Origin of the sequence: Pseudomonas cedrina subsp. cedrina (genome assembly GCF_001983175.1) — a bacterium.
In the GTDB taxonomy this organism is placed as follows: Bacteria; Pseudomonadota; Gammaproteobacteria; order Pseudomonadales; family Pseudomonadaceae; genus Aquipseudomonas; species Aquipseudomonas cedrina.
Window position 1 is genome coordinate 265532 of the sequence record NZ_MNPW01000008.1, and the last position, 16228, is coordinate 281759.

Here is a 16228-nt window from a genome sequence, read left to right on the forward strand (position 1 = left end):
TATGGCTTTCACAATCGAGCAGTACCAGGCCTTGCAGGCGGCCATCGCCGAAGGCGCGCTGTCAGTCCGCTACGCCGACAAAAGCGTTACCTACCGGTCACTCGACGAGATGATCCGGATTCTCAAGCTGATGGCAACCGAGCTGGGCCTGAATGCATGTAACGACGGCGGTCGCCGTTATACCTCGTTTTCGAAAGGATACTGCCCATGAGCATGCTCGACAGCCTGTTTCCTGGGTATGCCGCCAAGCGATCAGATGCGCGCCTTAAAAAGCTCCGCACTGAAATGACCATGGACGTGATCAAGCGCCGCTTTGAGGGTGCGGCGGGCGGTCGGAGGAACGACGGATGGCGTACCAGCGGCACTGACGCCAACGCCGAGAATGCGCCGGCCTTGGCGAAGCTTCGTAACCGCGCACGGGATCAACGCCGGAACAATCCTTTTGCCGAACGAGCCATCACCGGCATCGCCGACAACGTGGTCGGTGCGGGTATCGTTCCGCTCCCGTTGGCTAAACGCGATCGAGACGGCGTGAAGTTGATGGACCTTTGGCAGGCTTGGGCGGAAACAACCGCCTGCGATGCTGATGGTTTGGAGGATTTCTACGGCCTGCAGCACATGATCATGGAGGCAGTCGCTGAAAGTGGCGAGTGCCTGATTCGCCGCCGGCGCCGGTTCAGTTCCGATGGCCTGCCGGTTCCGGTCCAGCTGCAGGTAATCGAGGCTGATTTTCTCGACGAGTCGAAGGCCGCCATCGTTGGGCTGAACCGCATTATTCAAGGGATTGAGTTCGACGCCCTTGGCAAGCGGGTCGCCTATTGGTTGTTCGATGAGCACCCAGGGGCAAACGTTGCGTGGGGTTCGCTCCAATCTCGCCGCGTTCCCGCGGAGGACGTGATTCATGTGTTCTTTCGGAAAAGGCCGGGGCAGGCGCGGGGCTACACCTGGCTTGCTCCGGTTATTCAGCGCATGCGCAACTTCGATGAAATGGAAGACGCGGTGATGGAGCAGGCAAAGATAGCCGCCTGCTTCGCTGGATTCATAACCAAAGACCCAGACAACAGTCCTCAGGGCGTCACGAAACGCCCGCCACTGATTGATCGCATGGAGCCCGGGATGCTTCAGGAGCTCTCGATGGGGGAGGAAGTGAGTTTCGGTACCCCGCCGACATTCAACGGCTACGCGCCGTATTCATTGCAGGCGCTTCACGCAATTGCTGTGGGTCTTGGCGTTCCCTACGAGCTGCTCACCGGAGACCTCAAAGGGGTCAACTTTTCCAGTGGTCGTATGGGCTGGCTCAATTTCGCTCGCCGCGTAGATGTGTGGCAGTGGCGGATGTTGATACCGCAGCTGTGCGATCAGGTTTGGCGCTGGTTCATGGAGGCGCAGGTCCTGATCCCTGGCGGGGTCATGGATGACGTCAAGGCTTACTGGGTTCCACCTCGCCGAGACATGGTTGATCCAAAATCAGAAACAGAAAACGTGATCACCCGCGTGCGCAACGGCCTCACCACTTGGCCTGATGCGCTGCGCGAGCTTGGCATCACTGACCCCAAGCGGCACGCCGAACAAATCAAGAAAGCAAACGACATGATCGACGAGTACGGGTTGGTGCTGGATTGCGACCCGCGCCGAGTTGCGGCCGCAGGTTCGCCAAGTCAGCCACCATCCAACGAAGAGAAACCAGACGATGCCAACTCCGAACCAGGCGACGACGAACAAGACCCATGAAACGCCGGTGCTGAGCCTGCGCGCCGCTGTGCGCGAAGGCTCGATTGATGTAGAAGCCCGAACCGTCGAGCTGACTTGGACTACTGGGGCCAAGGGGCCCAGATGGAACTGGGACGTTGGTAGCTACATGGAGGAGCTGGAGGTTAGTCCGGAAGCTGTTCGAATGGACAGGCTGAACAACGGGGCTCCTCTTCTCAATAGCCACAAGTGTGATGACCTGGGCGATGTTATTGGTGTTGTTGAGCGCGCATGGCTCGAAGGCGAGCAAGGTCATGCGCTGGTTCGATTCAGCAAGCGCGATGATGCCGAAAAAATCTTTCAAGATGTCCAGGACAAGATTCTTCGAAAGATCAGCGTCAAGTACGTCGTGCATCGGTACCAGATCACGGAAGACATCGAAGAAAAGCTTCCAACTTACCGGGCGGTGGATTGGGAGCCATTGGAGCTGTCGGTGGTGCCGATTGCCTTCGACGACGGCGCCAATATCCGGAGTGCCGCTACCCCGGCCGAATACACGGGCCGTCGATTCCCCACAGTTTTTGAAGTTCGGTCGGCGATTGAGCCGATCGTAGAACCGGCCGCCGTGCCTATTATCCAAGAGGAAGTTGCAATGACCGAAGAAGAGAAGCGCGCGGCCGACGAGAAGCTTCGCCGTGAGTCGGCTGAAGAAGAGCGCAAGCGCAGCCTGACCATCCGCACCATGGCCCGCAAAGTCGGCATTGACGACGAAGCAGTGGTCGATGACTTGATTGCGCGCGGTGTTTCCGTGAGCGATGCGAGCGCCGCGCTGATTGACGCCGTGGCCGAGCGCCAGAACAAGGATCAGCCAAACACCCGAAACAGCCAGCCAACCGTCGTTAACGGCGGGCAGGATGTCACAATCCTGAATGCCAAGCGCTCGGCCATGCAGAACGCATTGCTTCACCGCTGCAATGCCTCGGTGGTGCTGGAAGAGGCGGGCCGCGAGTTCCGCGGTATGCGCCTGGTGGATATGGCCCGTGAGTTCGTCGAGATGGCGGGCGGTACCGCTCGCGGCATGACCCCGCAGGAGCTGGCGCGCGCCGCTCTGGGCTGTGATCGGCAGGCCGTGCGCGCCGCCGGCATGCACAGCACCAGCGACTTCCCGCTGCTTCTCGGCAGCACCGTGAACCGTACGCTCCGCGATGCCTACGCAACCGCGCCGCAGACCTGGCGCCCACTGGGTCGCCAGACCACTGTCCCGGACTTCCGAGCAGTCACCCGTGCAGCCCTGGGTGATATCGCTGCGCTGGAGCAGGTCAAGGAACATGGCGAGTACAAGTACGGCACGCTGTCCGAAGACGGTGCACCCATCAAAGTGGCCAAGTTCGGCAAGATCATCGCCATCACATGGGAAACCATCGTGAACGATGACCTGGGCGCGCTGACTCGCATCCCGGCTGCGCTCGGTAATGCCGCCGCCGCGACCGAGTCCAATGTGGTTTGGGCTTTGCTGCTGGGCAACCCGAACTTCGCTGATGGTGTTCCGTTCTACGACGCGGGTCACGGCAACCTGGCGGCTAGCGGTGGTGCGATCAACACCACCACGCTGGCAGCCGCTCGCGCATCGATGCGCAAGCAAAAGAGCAAGGCTGGTGAATTCCTGAACCTGTCGCCAGAGTATCTGGTGGTAGGTCCGGACAAGGAGCTGGAAGCCTTCCAATTCACGAGCACGCTCTACGTCCCGGCTAAGAACGCGGATATCAACGACGTGCGCAACGCTTCGCTGACCGTGATCGTCGATGCGCGCATCACCGGCAACCAGTGGTACTTGTTCGCCGCCCCCGGTGGCGTCGACACGTTCGAATACGCCTACCTGGAAGGCGAGCAGGGTGTGTTCACCGAAACCCGCGAGGGCTTCGAAGTCGACGGCATGGAAATCAAAGCCCGCTTGGTGTTCGGCGCCGGCTGGATCGACTACCGCGGCGCATACAAAAACCCGGGCGCATAAGCCCCGGCGTTCGATTCAAACCCAAAAGGGCGCCGCGTGGCGCCCTTTACGTTTTCCAGTTTTTGTCTCTAAAGGAGACCTTGCATGAAGACTTTCATCCAGCACGGCGACTGCCTGACTGTTCCAGCGCCAGCCGGCGGCACCGTTTCCGGCGAACTGTACAAAGTTGGCGCGATCATTGGCGTAGCTGCTACTACCGAAAGCGCCGGTTCGCCCGTTGTACTCAAGGTAGATGGCGTGTTCGGCTTGACCAAAATCAGCGGCCAGGCCTGGGCGATCGGCGACCCGATCTACATGAACACCACCAGCCGCGCCCTGACCAACGTCTCGGCCACCGGCCTGGTGTTGGTGGGTATGGCAACTGAGGTTGCTGCTAACCCGTCCGCCACCGGCGCCTGCCGCCTGAACGGCGTATCTGCGCCGGCGGCGGTGGCGTAAATGGGTTGGGCCTCAATGGCTCAGCGCATGCTCGGCGTTTCGATCCGCGCCTTCAGTGAGCCGACAGCAGCGCTTGATCCATTGGGCGCTGTGTACTGGCTGAGAGATGGCGTTGCGCCCGGTGTGCCGCTGGCACAGGCGGTGTTCGATAGTGCCCACGTTACCGTCGATCCTGAGACTGGCGCGCCGGTGTCCTCTAACAACCCCGTCCTCGGGGTTCGGGTCATTGACTTGCCGAACGAACCCACGAACCGGGATCGCGTCCAGGCGCGAGGTGTTTTGTACAAAATCCATGACGTGCAGTCTGACGGCGTGGCGGGCGTGATGCTGTTCCTTCGCAAGGTTTGAATATGGCTCACCCACGAGAACTGATCCGCAAGCAGGCCGTTGCGCTGCTGTTGGGCGCCACAAATGCGGGGGTCAGCGTCTATGCAAGCCGGGTGGCGCCGCTCATTTCCAACGGCTGGCAGAGCGAGTTGCCAGCGATCATCGTTTACACGATGGACGAATCGGCAGAGATCTTTAACCAGGCGCCCAGGGAATACAGGCGCCGCGTTGAACTGGTGGTGGAAATACACGCCGAAGGCAACGAAGCGCTGGACGACGCGCTCGATACGCTGGCCCGCCAGGTAGAGCGCCTCCTGCTTATGGACGACACGCTCGGCGATACGGTGAATGACCTGCAGTACGTGCGCTCGCGCATGGTTCTGCTGGACCAGTCGGAGCACCTGACGGGCGCGTGCCGCCTCATCTTCGACGCTGAATATTTTGATCGTCACCCTGGCGACCTGTTCAACCAAAGCCTACCAGACCTGAAGTCGGTTAAGACCGAATACAGCCTGGGCAACGCGCAGCCGAATCCGGCTGATCGCGCAAAAACCATCATCGAGGACCTGAATCCATGACCACGCGCGTGCTCGTGAAACCGGCCGAGGGCCGCCTGGTGCGTCACCCCGACACCTATGAGCAGATCAAGCCAGAAGGCTTGCCTGTTGAACTCAACAGTTACTGGATCCGCAAGGAAAAGGCCGGTGACGTCGTCATCAAAGAGGCTGAAGTACCGGCCGAAACCAAGGGTGAAAAACAATGACCATCGGAATGGATACGATTCCTGGTGCCGGCGCGCTTCGCAAGCCTGGTGTCTACAGCGAGATCGACAACAGCAAGGCGGTTCGCGGCCCTCAACCGGTCAGCTACCGCCGCCTGTTGATTGGTCAGAAGCTGGCCGCCGGCGCTGCCGCTGCCAACACCCTGATCCGCATCACCAGCCCGGCCCAGGCAGACGTTCAGTTCGGGAAGGGCTCGATGCTGGCTGGCATGGTTCGCGCGGCGATGGCTATCGATACCTATACCGAGCTGCAAGTGATGCCGGTGGTTGATAATCCAGCAGGTGTAGCAGCAGCCGCCACGCTGGCGTTCACTGGCCCTGCCACTGCATCCGGCACCATTGAGTTGATGATTGCTGGCCGCCGCGTGTCTGTAGGTGTGATCAGCGCCGACACCGCCACTGTGATCGCGGCATCTGTAGTCGCCGCTATCACCGCCGCGGATGACATGCCCGTAACGGCCACGGCGGCTACGGGCACCGTCACGCTGACCAGCCGCCACAAAGGCGAGGTCGGCAACAGCCTGAACGCCCGCGTGAACTACTACACCGGCCAGGTACTGCCTTCCGGTGTCTCGGTCACCATTAGCGCTTTCACCGGCGGTTCTGGAAACCCCGACCTGGGTTCGGCGTTGGCGGCTCTGGGCGATGAGTGGTTCCAGGTATGGGGGCTGGCATATACCGACGCAGCCACCCTGGCGACGGTGAAGACTGAGCTGAACAGCCGCTTTGCCTGGGATCGTGAAATCGAGGCCCACGCCTTCACAGCGGCGCGCGGCACTCAAGGCTCCCTTGGAACCCTTGGCGACAGCCACAACAGTCAGCACCTGGTCATTATGATGGCCAACGACGAGCCGATGCCGACGTACGAGAAGGCCGCGGAGACCATGGCCATTGCGGCCCTGTACGCCGCCATCGACCCGGCCCGGCCAATCCAGAATCTTCAGTATGCATGGTGTCTCGCGCCCGCCACTGCGGACAAGTTCACCAACCAGGAGCGGAACCTGCTGTTGTTCGATGGTATCGCGACCAGCAAGGTCAACAACGACGGCACCATGGTTGTTGAGCGGCTGATCACCACCTACAAAACCAACACTGCCGGCGGCACTGACATCAGCTACCTGGACAGCGAAACGCTGTTCACCCTGATGTACATCCGCCACGACTGGCGCGACTACATCCTGCGCAAGTACCCGCGGCACAAGCTCGCCAACGACGGTACGCGTTACGGCGTCGGGCAGCCAGTGGTAACACCGGTGGTGATGAAGGCCGAGGCGATTTCGAAGTTTCGTGAGTGGGAGCGCCTTGGCCTGGTGGAAAACATGGGCGACTTCAAGGCCAACCTGATAGGCGAGCGTAACGAGAGCGATCCAAATCGCCTGGATATGCTGGTTCCGCCTGATCTGGTCAATCAGCTGCGAATCGTCGCGAACAAAATTCAGTTCCGCCTGTAACGGCGATTGCCAGGAGAAAGAACATGGCAGGTAAAAACCGTATCGGCGGAATCATCGCCTTGAAGGTCAACGGCGACATGTACTTCGCCAAAGGAAATTTCACTTACAACCTCGGCAAACCGAAACGCGAAGGCGTCGTCGGTGCCGACGTTGTGCACGGCTATAAAGAAACCCCGCAGGTGCCTTTCGTTGAGGGTGAGATCACTGATCGGAATGAGCTCAGCCTCGAAGATCTGGTAACCCTCGACGACGCCACCATCACGCTCGAGCTCGCCAACGGCAAGGTCATCGCCCTGAGTGAGGCTTGGTACGCGGGTGAGGGTACTGGCAACACTGAGGAAGGCAATATTGCCTGCCGTTTCGAAGGCATGTCTTGCGAGGAAGTTAAGTAATGGCCAAGGAAAAAACGATTCAGCTTGCCGAGCAGATCACTTTCGGCAAGGACACGTTCACTGAGCTGACCGTGACCCGCAAGCTTAAATACCTGCGCGGCCATGCGTTGCGTATCACTTCGGATGGCAAGGGCAACGGCGGCGCGGACATGGACTTCGCCACGCTGATTGACCTCGGGGCCAAGATGGTTGGCCACCCCCCTGCGTTGCTCGACGAGCTGAGCGAGGACGATCAAGCCGCCGTCATCGGCGAGGCCCGGGATTTTTTGCTGAAGCACCTCGGGGGTGGGAAGGAGGCGTAACCGTCGTCGTCAAAGTTATGAGCGTTCAGCCGTCGGAAGTCATGGAAATGGATTTCGACGAGCTGAACTGGTGGCTTGAGCGCACCGAGGAGTGGGTTGGATGGCAGACAAAGGATACTCCCTAAACGTCATCATCGCGGCCGTGGACAAGATTACGGCGCCGTTGCGTGGGATCTTCGGCAAGGTCAAAGCGGCGAGCGCTGGAATTGCCGGTGCGCTTGATCGTACCGGTCTGCCGATTTTTGCGAACAGCCTGAAGAACGTAGGCGGTGCGATTGGTGGAGTTGGTAGCGCGGTTGCCTCGAGCACTCGCAAGCTGCTGGGGTTGGGGGCCACGCTGGGCATCACAGGCGCTGCGTTGAACATGTTTTTCCAGGGTTTCGCTGATGCAACCGGCGCAATTGGTGATACTGCCGAGCGTACCGGTATCAGCCGCGAGCGATTCCAGGAGCTCAGCTTTGCAGCGAAGCTCACAGGCTCGTCCGCCGAGACCCTGGGCGGCGCCTTGCAGAAAATGCAAATCAACATCGGTGCCGCGACGGCGGGCTCGAAAGAGCTTTCACAGATGTTCAAAGGTCTGGGAATCAACATCAAGGATTCGTCCGGCAAGCTGAAAAGCTCCGATGCTCTGTTCGACACCTTTGTAGATCGAATCTCGAAGATCAAAGATCCGGCCCTGCAGGCACAGGCCGCAGTGAAGATATTCGGCAAGAGTGCCACCGAGCTCCTCCCATTGATTCGCGGGGGGGGCGAAGGTTTAAGTAAAATGTCTGCCGAGGCTAAACGCTTGGGCATTGTCATTTCGGATAGTGCTGTTCGTGAGGGAGAAGACTTCGGCGACACGCTCGACACGATTCACGCAGCGCTCAGTGGCGTTGGCAACACTATCGGCAGCTCCCTGGTGCCTCAGTTGAACCTGCTTGGCAAGCAGCTGATCGAGACAATCGTAAAATACCGGCCTCAAATCGAGGCGTTTGCCACCGCGTTTGCCAAGAATCTTCCCGGAAATATCGAAAAGGTCACCGGGTTCCTGGGCGATCTGTACGACGGCGTGCAGCCAGTAATCCAGATATTTGGCTCTCTTTCCGACACTTTCGGCACGGCCAACCTGATATTTACGGCGCTGGGCTTGTACATCGGCGGCGGCTTCCTGATGGCGGTGCTGAACCTGGCGCTGGCTCTGAAGGGTCTCGGGTTGGCTATCACTCTAACGCCGGTCGGCTGGTTCCTGGCGGCCATCGTGGCCATCGGCGCGGCGGCCTATGTCATCTACAAGAACTGGGACAACATCGTCGGGTTCTTCGAGGACAAATGGGCGGGCGTCAAGGCGGCCTTCAGTGACGGAATAATCAACGGCATCTGGAAGCTGTGGAAGGAATACAACCCCATCACGTTGATGATGGAAGGCTTCAACGGCCTGATCAAGTACCTGACAGGCTGGGACCTGGGCGCAATCCTCGGCAGCAAGATCTCCGAGGCTATTGCTGCTATCAAGAACGGCTTGCCCGATTGGGCGAAGAAGCTTCTCGGCATCGATGGGGCCGGGGTAAGCGGAGGTGCTGAAGGCGGGCCGCCGTCGGCTTCCACCGGCGGCGCCGACACAGACCTGGGCCGCCGCGCCGCGCAAATTGGCAGGGATGCAGTTCAGCAAATGGCCCCGCCTGAGCAAGCAGTAAGGGTGCAGGTCGACCTGAACAACGTCCCAGCAGGATCCAAGGTGAAAACCGAGGGCAGCCAGGGAGCGACATTCGATACCGACATCGGTTACTCGATGATGGCCCCGTAACCGGAGTTCCCTATGGCTTGGCGAGACAACTACCGCGCCGCGACCTTTCGCGGCGTGGGCTTTTTTGTGGCTACGGCAGACAGCAGTCACGGCCGGCGCCAGGCGGTACACGAGGCAGCGCAGCGAGATATTCCCTATACGGAAGACCTCGGCCGCAAGTCGCGGGAGTTCGGTATCACCGGCTACCTGCTGGGCAAAGAATACGATGTAGCCCGGGAAGAGCTGATAAAGGTCTGCGAGCAAGCGGGACCAGGGGTGTTGGTGCACCCTTACCGTGGTGAGCTGACCGTTGTATGTCGCGGACTCACGGTCAGTGAATCATCGGACGAGGGCGGAAAGTGCACTCTCACCATGACCTTCCTCGAGGCAGGGGAGGCGTCGTACCCGTCAGCCAAGGTCGACAGCGTAAACGCGATCAGCGCCAAGGCTGGCGAGGTTACCGAGACAGGCAAAGAAAACTTCGTTGAGGATTTTCTCACGAAGGGCTATCCATCGTTCGTTGCCGAGGCCGCTACGACTCAAATCAAAGACTTGAGCGACTTCCTGAGTTCTCCGGAATTCATCGTGTCGAGCGACATCCAGGCCGTTTCGGACTACTACGACAAGGTTAAGGGTATCGGGGCCGACGCGTTCAGCCTGATCCAAACACCTTTCGAGTTCGCCGGGCAGGTCGTTGACGCGATAAGTAGCATCAGGTCGGCTTTCGGCGGCAGCGCCTTCGGGATGCTGATGAGCCTTTACAACCAGTACTTCGACAGTTCAGGCAGCGCGCCTACTTCGATGACTCCGGGCAGGCAACAGGTCGTAAAGAACACCAGCGCTGTATCTGCGCTCGTTCGACAAGCGGCGATTTCTGAGGCTGCGATCGCAGCAGTTGTTACCCAGACGACCGAAGACGTTTCGAACGGTGGCACGAAAACCACATCCGCGCCGACAAAGTACGACAGCTACGAGGCTGCCATAGCGGTGCGTACTGAACTGTCCGACCGGCTAGACGAAGAAAGCGAAACGACCAGTAGCGACCTGGTCTATGTGGCGGTGACTGATCTCAGGACGGCAGTGGTGCAGGCTGTTCCAAATCCAGAGCAGGATCTGCCAAGGCTTGCGACTTTCTCGCCGAGGCAGACGTTGCCGTCGTTGCTTGTCGCTTATCAGCTCTATGGGGACGCCAGCCGGGCCGAAGACATTGTGTTGCGCAATGACCCTCGCCGCCCAGGTTTCCTGATCGGCGGCCAACAGCTTGAGGTTTTAGCAAATGGATGACCTTGAGCTGCTGGTCAACGGAATGAACTACGCAGGCTGGACCCAGGTGGGCGTAACGCGCGCCGTTGATGCGTCGTCCGGCGCTTTCACCGTAACCCTCACGGAGCGCTGGGAAGGGCAAGAGGGAAGAGGGGCTCAAGTCGAGCCGTGGCCCATTCTCCCGGGGGACAAGTGCGAGGTTCGTCTCGGCGGAATTACGATGGTTGTCGGCTATGTCGACATTTTTAAGCCTTCGTTCAGCGCGAATGACCACACGATCAATATCCAGGGGCGCGACCGAACCTCTGACTTGATCGACTGCAGCGCGGTTCACACGCCGGACGAATGGAAGAACATCGATCTATTGCGGTTCGCCCAGGTTCTGGCCCAGCCATTCGGTGTTGGCGTTTCGGCAGATGTCGCGGTGGGTGATCCATTCAGCATCTGCAAGTTGCAGCAGGGCGAAACGGCCTTCGAGGCAATCGAGCGTTACGCCAGGCAGAGGCGCCTTCTGCTGACGCCCGACGGCGCCGGCGGCCTGCTGATCACGCGTGCTGGTAACAAACGCGCCTCGATCGGCCTGATTCAAGGGGAGAACATCCTCAGCGCCTCTGGAAGCATCGACCACAGCCAGCGCTTCCGCAATTATCTGGTTAAAGGCCAGGCCGCGTACAACCCCAACAGTGATGGAGGCACGGAGGCACATGTTGAGGGCGGGGCAAGCGATAGCGGGATCAGGCGTTACCGCCCGATGCTGGTGATCGCCGAATCTGGCGGATCGAACGGGAGCGCCCAAGAGCGTGCCGCGTGGGAGGCCAATAGCCGGCTGGGCAAGTCGGCATCTGCCTCCATAACCGTCCAGGGCTGGCGGCAAACGCCGGGCGGGCCCGTCTGGGAGCCCGGCATGCTGGTCCAAGTTAAATCCCCGTGGCTGCGCATGGATGGGCAGATGATCATCCGCCAGGCCACATACGAGCGCGGTGAGGGCGGCACCACCACAAAGCTGGACATCGTGAGCCCGCAAGCATTTTCGCCTGAGCCTCCTGACTCCAAAAAAAGCAAGAAGGGCAAGAAGGGCGGACGGAACATTTGGGCGGAAGCCATCGGGGAAGAGGAAAAAAAGGATGGGTAACCCAATTCGCGATCTTAGCAACCGCGTGATGATGATGTTTTCCCGTGGCGTTGTTCGCAGGGTCACAGATACCAACGGCCGGCAGCAGTTGCAGGTGGAGTTATTCAAGGACGAGTTGCGAGACGATATCGAACACATGCAGAACTACGGCTTCACCAGCCACGCAAAAGGCGGTGACGTGGCGGTTGCCTTCATTGGAGGTAATCGCGAGCAGGGGATTGTTCTCGCAGTTGATGACCGCCGCTATCGCATCACCCTGAAGGCTGGCGAGGTCGCGATGTACGACGACCTGGGCAACAAGGTCGAACTGTTGCGAGAAATGGTCAAAGTCACGGCTGTTCAGCATGCAGAGGTGGAGGCCCCGACCATCAAGATGATCGGAGAGATTGAGATGGTCGGTAACGTAAAAATCCAGGGGAATATTGATTCGACCGGAACCGTTACAAACAACGGCAAAAACATAGGAAGCACTCACCAACACAACGGCGTCCTTGTTGGCACCGCCAATACCGGAGCGCCTATCTGATGGCCGATGCCGCAATGGTAATGACCGAGTTCGGCGGGGACCTGGTGCTCTTTGGTTTCGACCTTGAGCGCGATGACGGCCTTGAAACTGCCGTGATCATCAGCCTATTCACCGATCGTCGCGCCAGTGCTGAGCAGATCCCGCCGGAATATGAGCAGGACGATTTACGTGGCTACTGGGGAGATATCACAAACGCCTCGGCGACCGACCAGACGGGCTCGCTGCTCTGGCTGCTGGCCCGCGAGAAAGAACTGCCCCAAACGCTGAGCCGCGCTGAGCAATATTGCCGTGACGCCTTGGCCTGGATGATTGATGACGTGGTGGCCACGACGATCGAGGTCGCCGCTTCATATCACTCGCGTGGCGTGATGCTGCTCCTTATCGACATCTATCGCCCGACCGGCCCGGTCGTTCGCTACCGATACAATTATGAATGGTCGGCCCAGGCCGGCAAGAGGGCTGCCTGATGCCATTTGCGAGACCTACCCTACCGGAACTGATTGACCGAGTTACTACCGACATTAGCGGGCGGGTGACTGGCGTTCAAAGCGCAGTACTGCGCCGCTCACTACTGGGAATCCTAGCCCGATCCGAGGCTGGCGCAGTGCACATGCTCTACGGCTTCCTTGAGTGGGCGGCCAAGCAGGCGATCATCGACACTGCCGAGAAGGAATACCTCGAGCGCTGGGCAGCGATATGGAAAGTCTTTCGCAAGTCAGCTGATTATTCCACCGGCGCCGCGCTGCTTGCCGGCGCAATCGGCTCAACACTACCAGCCGGAACGGTCCTTCAGCGGCAAGATGGCGCGCAGTACCGCGTCCTGGCTGATGCGGTCTTCACTGATATCACGCTCCAGCCTACTGTTGTCGCCGTAGAGGCTGGTGCCGCTGGCGATGCGCCGGCCGGAACGCCGCTGTTTCTGTTGTCTCCGGTAGCCGGCGTTCAATCGACCGGCTCTGCGGCCACTGACATTGATGGCGGTCTTGATGTTGAGAAGGACGCCCAGTTGCTCAGTCGGCTACTGAAGCGTATCAGGCAGCCGCCACACGGCGGTGCAGCCTCAGACTATGAGCTTTGGGCTCTTGAGGTGCCAGGCGTCACCAGGGTATGGGTTTACCCACTTCAGATGGGCGCCGGGACTGTAACGGTCTTGTTCGTCTGTGATGGTGAGGCCGACATCATCCCGGATGCGGCGAAGGTCGCAGAGGTCCAGGCTTACATTGATGCCCGTCGCCCGGTAACCGCCGAGGTGTTTGTCGCGGCACCTGTGCCTGATTCTTTGAATTTGGCAGTGAAGCTTTCGCCGAACACTGCGGCTGTTCAGGCAGCGGTGCGTGCAGAAGTTGCCGACCTGATCGCCCGCGATTCGAAACCAGGCGAACCGATCGCGATAAGCAGGCTTCGCGAAGCGGTCTCCGTCGCCGCCGGCGAATCAGATAACGAAATCACTTCGCCCACCGCCTCCGTTGCCCACGCCACCGGACACATGGCAGTGCCCGGCACCATAACCTTCTCCAGCTTTTAAGGAGGCTTAATGCCGACAGCAGCCGACTATCTTGAGCAGCTGAAAACGCTGCTGCCTCCTGGACAAGCATTACCGCGAGAATCTGGAACCACGCTTCACAACCTGCTTGACGGTATGTCGATTGAACTGGCTCGGGTAGATGACCGTGGCGAAGCGCTTCCAATGGAGGCCAATCCTTCCACCACCAACGAGATGCTGAGCGACTGGGAAAGGGTCGCGGGCCTCCCCGATAAATGCTCCGGTGTTTTGGAAGAAACGCTGCAAGGCCGGAAGAACGCTCTGCTGGCGAAACTATCCAGCACTGGAGGGCAGTCGGCGGGTTACTTCATCGAACTGGCGGGCGTGCTCGGTTACACGGTGACTATTGAGGAGTACCGGCCCTTCCGGGCCGGTCTTTCGCGCGCCGGTGACGCGCTCACCAATGGTGACTGGGTATTTACCTGGCTTATTCGCGCTCCCGAAACCTCGATCATTTCTTTCCGTGCCGGGATGTCTGCGGCAGGGGAACGGTTGCGTACCTGGGGCAATGACACCCTCGAATGCAAAATAAATCAATTGAAGCCAGCGCACACCATCGCGCTCTTCGCCTACGGAGATTGACGCATGCACAGAATTGATGGGCCGGGCGCCACGGTCGACAACAAGTTCACTGAAGGTGATCCGGTAGGCGGTATTCAGGCCACGGTTGTGACCGATGATTTTCTGAACGACGTTCAAGAAGAATTCATCAGCGTTTTGGCCGCCGCCGGTGTAACGCCAGTAAAAGGCACACAGGATCAGGTGCTTCAGGCCATTTATAAGCTGGTTCAGTCGCAGAAGGCAACGGCGTTTACGGCGGGAGGAAGCGCTACAGCGCTCACCCTGACACCGACCCCGGCTATCTCTGCCTATGCGGCGAACCAGCGGTTCACCGTGAAGTTCCCGGTAAATTCTGGACTGAATCCGACGCTGAACGTATCGGCTAAGGGCGCCAAGCCGATAAAACAGTACGATTCCACCGGGGCTAAAGTTCCTGCAGTGTTCGTAGCGGATCAAGTGTCCGACGTTTTATTTGACGGTGTAGACCAAATTCTTTTAGATCAACTTCCATCGAACTCGCTTAGTGATCCTTGGGCTCTTCAGCCTATTGGTGTGCCAATTGCGGTTTTTGATCACATAAACGGAATGTCTCCCCCACCCACAAACTCTAGTTACCGGTACATAAAACTCACCGCGAGCGATTCATATAATACCGGCGTTTTGAGTTCGGAAAGTGTGACCGGTACAGCGCCGCTGGTGAACGCGACAGCGCTTATCAGTCTTTCTGGAAGCCCCATCAATGGGCAGGCAGTGCGGCTTATCAACACCGAACGTCGGGACCTGCGAGCGGGCAATAGCGGCACTGTTCAAGACGACCAGTTCCAAGGACACACGTTTGGCGATGGCACGAACGCGATGCGGGCGGCCCCTAGTGGCGTTTCCAGTGGCGGCGAGTTTCTTCGGCTCACTGCTGGCGGTCTTCTGGTGATTATGAATGACGGTACCAACGGAGTTCCTCGGGCTGGCAATGAAACCAGGTCCCGCAACATTGGCGCAACTTATTACATGAGGATCAAGTAATGCCGTATGCAGCCGCCGGAATTGTGCAACAGGACCCTATTGAGGGCGGAATCGAGATAACCGAGGAACAGTACTTCGAAGCAATTGAAGGGATGTGTGCAGGGTTGATGGTTTCAATTGAGGGAGGCTTCAAAGTGATTGAAGTTCCGCCACCGGCGCCAGTTATCCCACCCGAACCGACATTGGAAGAACTGGCAAATCAGGCGCGCGGCCAGCGCGACTATCTGTTGTCGGTAGCTGCTATTCGCATCGCGCCGCTACAGGACGCTGCCGACCTGGATGAAGCGACCACGGCCGAGGTCGCACTGCTCAAAAAATGGAAGCAATACCGAGTCGCAGTCAATCGTGTGCCAGATCAGCCTGATTACCCTCTGAGCATCACTTGGCCGGTTGAGCCTTCTTAACCTATAGCCGGAAGCAATCACCCGCCATGAGCGGGTTTATTTTTGCCTGGAGAAAACCATGCCGATCACTGAGCAGCAGTTGTTGCAAACACTCCCCAACGCCGGTCGCCAAGCCGGCGTTTTTGTTCCGGCGCTGAACTCTGCCATGGGCAAATACGGGATCGTGACCAAGCTGCGCATCGCTGCATTCATCGCCCAGGTCGGGCACGAGTCTGGACAGCTGCGGCACGTGCGCGAGATCTGGGGCCCCACCGCGCGGCAGGCCGGCTACGAGGGGCGCGCTGATCTGGGCAACACTGTGCCGGGTGACGGCTCAAAGTACCGTGGGCGGGGCCTGATCCAGATCACCGGCCGGGCGAACTACGCGGCGTGCGGTGAAGCGCTGGGTCTTGACCTGGTCAATCAACCCGCATTGCTGGAGCAGCCGCAGCACGCCGCGATGTCGGCGGCCTGGTTCTGGTCTACCCGTGGCTTGAACACCCTGGCAGATCAAGGAGAGTTCGTGAAGATCACCCGGCGCATCAATGGTGGGCTCAATGGATTAGAAGATCGCCTTCAGCTTTGGGACATAGCGAAAAAGGTGTTGGCATAGGAGGTCAGTGCCAGTTTGATCAAGTTACAGT

20 protein-coding genes are annotated in these 16228 nt (G+C 59.1%); all 20 read left to right on the forward strand.

The features are described 5' to 3' along the window. The first annotated feature begins 1 nt into the window (after position 1). Entirely contained in the window at positions 2 to 211 is a 210-nt protein-coding gene (locus BLL36_RS18575) for a phage head-tail joining protein (protein ID WP_065890652.1), read from the forward strand. After that, positions 208 to 1731 carry a phage portal protein gene (locus tag BLL36_RS18580; RefSeq protein ID WP_076952792.1) on the forward strand — a complete coding sequence of 508 codons (1524 nt, stop codon included), beginning with the start codon at positions 208 to 210 and terminating at the stop codon, positions 1729 to 1731. The genes BLL36_RS18575 and BLL36_RS18580 overlap by 4 nt, the downstream gene beginning before the upstream one ends. Continuing rightward, complete coding sequence (locus BLL36_RS18585; protein ID WP_231998929.1) at positions 1691 to 3700, forward strand: prohead protease/major capsid protein fusion protein; 2010 nt, start codon at positions 1691 to 1693, stop codon at positions 3698 to 3700. The genes BLL36_RS18580 and BLL36_RS18585 overlap by 41 nt, the downstream gene beginning before the upstream one ends. An 84-nt stretch (positions 3701 to 3784) precedes the next feature. Next, complete coding sequence (locus tag BLL36_RS18590; RefSeq protein ID WP_076952794.1) at positions 3785 to 4138, forward strand: DUF2190 family protein; 354 nt, start codon at positions 3785 to 3787, stop codon at positions 4136 to 4138. A gap of 27 nt (positions 4139 to 4165) precedes the next feature. After that, a complete protein-coding gene (locus tag BLL36_RS18595; RefSeq protein ID WP_130925955.1) occupies positions 4166 to 4486 on the forward strand; it encodes a head-tail joining protein in 321 nt (106 codons plus the stop codon). A 2-nt stretch (positions 4487 to 4488) separates the two neighbouring features. Beyond that, positions 4489 to 5043, forward strand: a complete 555-nt coding sequence (locus BLL36_RS18600; RefSeq protein WP_076952796.1) for a hypothetical protein — start codon at positions 4489 to 4491, stop codon at positions 5041 to 5043. Further along, positions 5040 to 5228: a DUF2635 domain-containing protein gene (locus BLL36_RS18605; protein ID WP_076952797.1), complete on the forward strand. Its 189-nt coding sequence runs from the start codon at positions 5040 to 5042 to the stop codon at positions 5226 to 5228. Before BLL36_RS18600 ends, BLL36_RS18605 begins: the two co-directional genes overlap by 4 nt. Positions 5229 to 5236: 8 nt before the next feature. Continuing rightward, positions 5237 to 6697: a phage tail sheath subtilisin-like domain-containing protein gene (locus tag BLL36_RS18610; RefSeq protein ID WP_197678441.1), complete on the forward strand. Its 1461-nt coding sequence runs from the start codon at positions 5237 to 5239 to the stop codon at positions 6695 to 6697. Positions 6698 to 6720: 23 nt separating this feature from the next. Beyond that, entirely contained in the window at positions 6721 to 7089 is a 369-nt protein-coding gene (locus BLL36_RS18615) for a phage tail tube protein (protein ID WP_076952799.1), read from the forward strand. After that, positions 7089 to 7391: a hypothetical protein gene (locus BLL36_RS18620; RefSeq protein WP_025858882.1), complete on the forward strand. Its 303-nt coding sequence runs from the start codon at positions 7089 to 7091 to the stop codon at positions 7389 to 7391. The genes BLL36_RS18615 and BLL36_RS18620 overlap by 1 nt, the downstream gene beginning before the upstream one ends. Before the next feature lie 100 nt (positions 7392 to 7491). Next, positions 7492 to 9177: a phage tail tape measure protein gene (locus BLL36_RS18625; RefSeq protein WP_076952800.1), complete on the forward strand. Its 1686-nt coding sequence runs from the start codon at positions 7492 to 7494 to the stop codon at positions 9175 to 9177. Between the two features lie 12 nt (positions 9178 to 9189). Then, a complete protein-coding gene (locus BLL36_RS18630) occupies positions 9190 to 10440 on the forward strand; it encodes a DNA circularization protein (protein ID WP_076952801.1) in 1251 nt (416 codons plus the stop codon). Further along, a complete protein-coding gene (locus BLL36_RS18635; protein ID WP_076952802.1) occupies positions 10433 to 11551 on the forward strand; it encodes a phage baseplate assembly protein in 1119 nt (372 codons plus the stop codon). Before BLL36_RS18630 ends, BLL36_RS18635 begins: the two co-directional genes overlap by 8 nt. Beyond that, positions 11544 to 12077: a phage baseplate assembly protein V gene (locus tag BLL36_RS18640; RefSeq protein WP_076952803.1), complete on the forward strand. Its 534-nt coding sequence runs from the start codon at positions 11544 to 11546 to the stop codon at positions 12075 to 12077. The genes BLL36_RS18635 and BLL36_RS18640 overlap by 8 nt, the downstream gene beginning before the upstream one ends. After that, on the forward strand, positions 12077 to 12544 hold the full coding sequence (locus BLL36_RS18645) for a phage GP46 family protein (protein WP_076952804.1): 468 nt from the start codon (positions 12077 to 12079) through the stop codon (positions 12542 to 12544). Before BLL36_RS18640 ends, BLL36_RS18645 begins: the two co-directional genes overlap by 1 nt. 143 nt (positions 12545 to 12687) lie before the next feature. Further along, positions 12688 to 13602 carry a baseplate J/gp47 family protein gene (locus tag BLL36_RS18650; RefSeq protein WP_197678440.1) on the forward strand — a complete coding sequence of 305 codons (915 nt, stop codon included), beginning with the start codon at positions 12688 to 12690 and terminating at the stop codon, positions 13600 to 13602. Between the two features lie 9 nt (positions 13603 to 13611). After that, positions 13612 to 14202, forward strand: coding sequence for a YmfQ family protein (locus BLL36_RS18655; protein WP_076952806.1), 591 nt, complete (start codon positions 13612 to 13614; stop codon positions 14200 to 14202). Positions 14203 to 14205: 3 nt separating this feature from the next. Next, the gene (locus BLL36_RS18660; RefSeq protein ID WP_076952807.1) at positions 14206 to 15201 is read left to right on the forward strand and encodes a hypothetical protein; all 996 of its coding nucleotides are present in this window, start codon (positions 14206 to 14208) and stop codon (positions 15199 to 15201) included. Further along, a complete protein-coding gene (locus BLL36_RS30140) occupies positions 15201 to 15605 on the forward strand; it encodes a tail fiber assembly protein (RefSeq protein ID WP_083735301.1) in 405 nt (134 codons plus the stop codon). Before BLL36_RS18660 ends, BLL36_RS30140 begins: the two co-directional genes overlap by 1 nt. Before the next feature lie 58 nt (positions 15606 to 15663). Then, positions 15664 to 16197, forward strand: a complete 534-nt coding sequence (locus BLL36_RS18670) for a glycoside hydrolase family 19 protein (protein WP_076952808.1) — start codon at positions 15664 to 15666, stop codon at positions 16195 to 16197. The last annotated feature ends 31 nt before the right edge of the window (positions 16198 to 16228 follow it).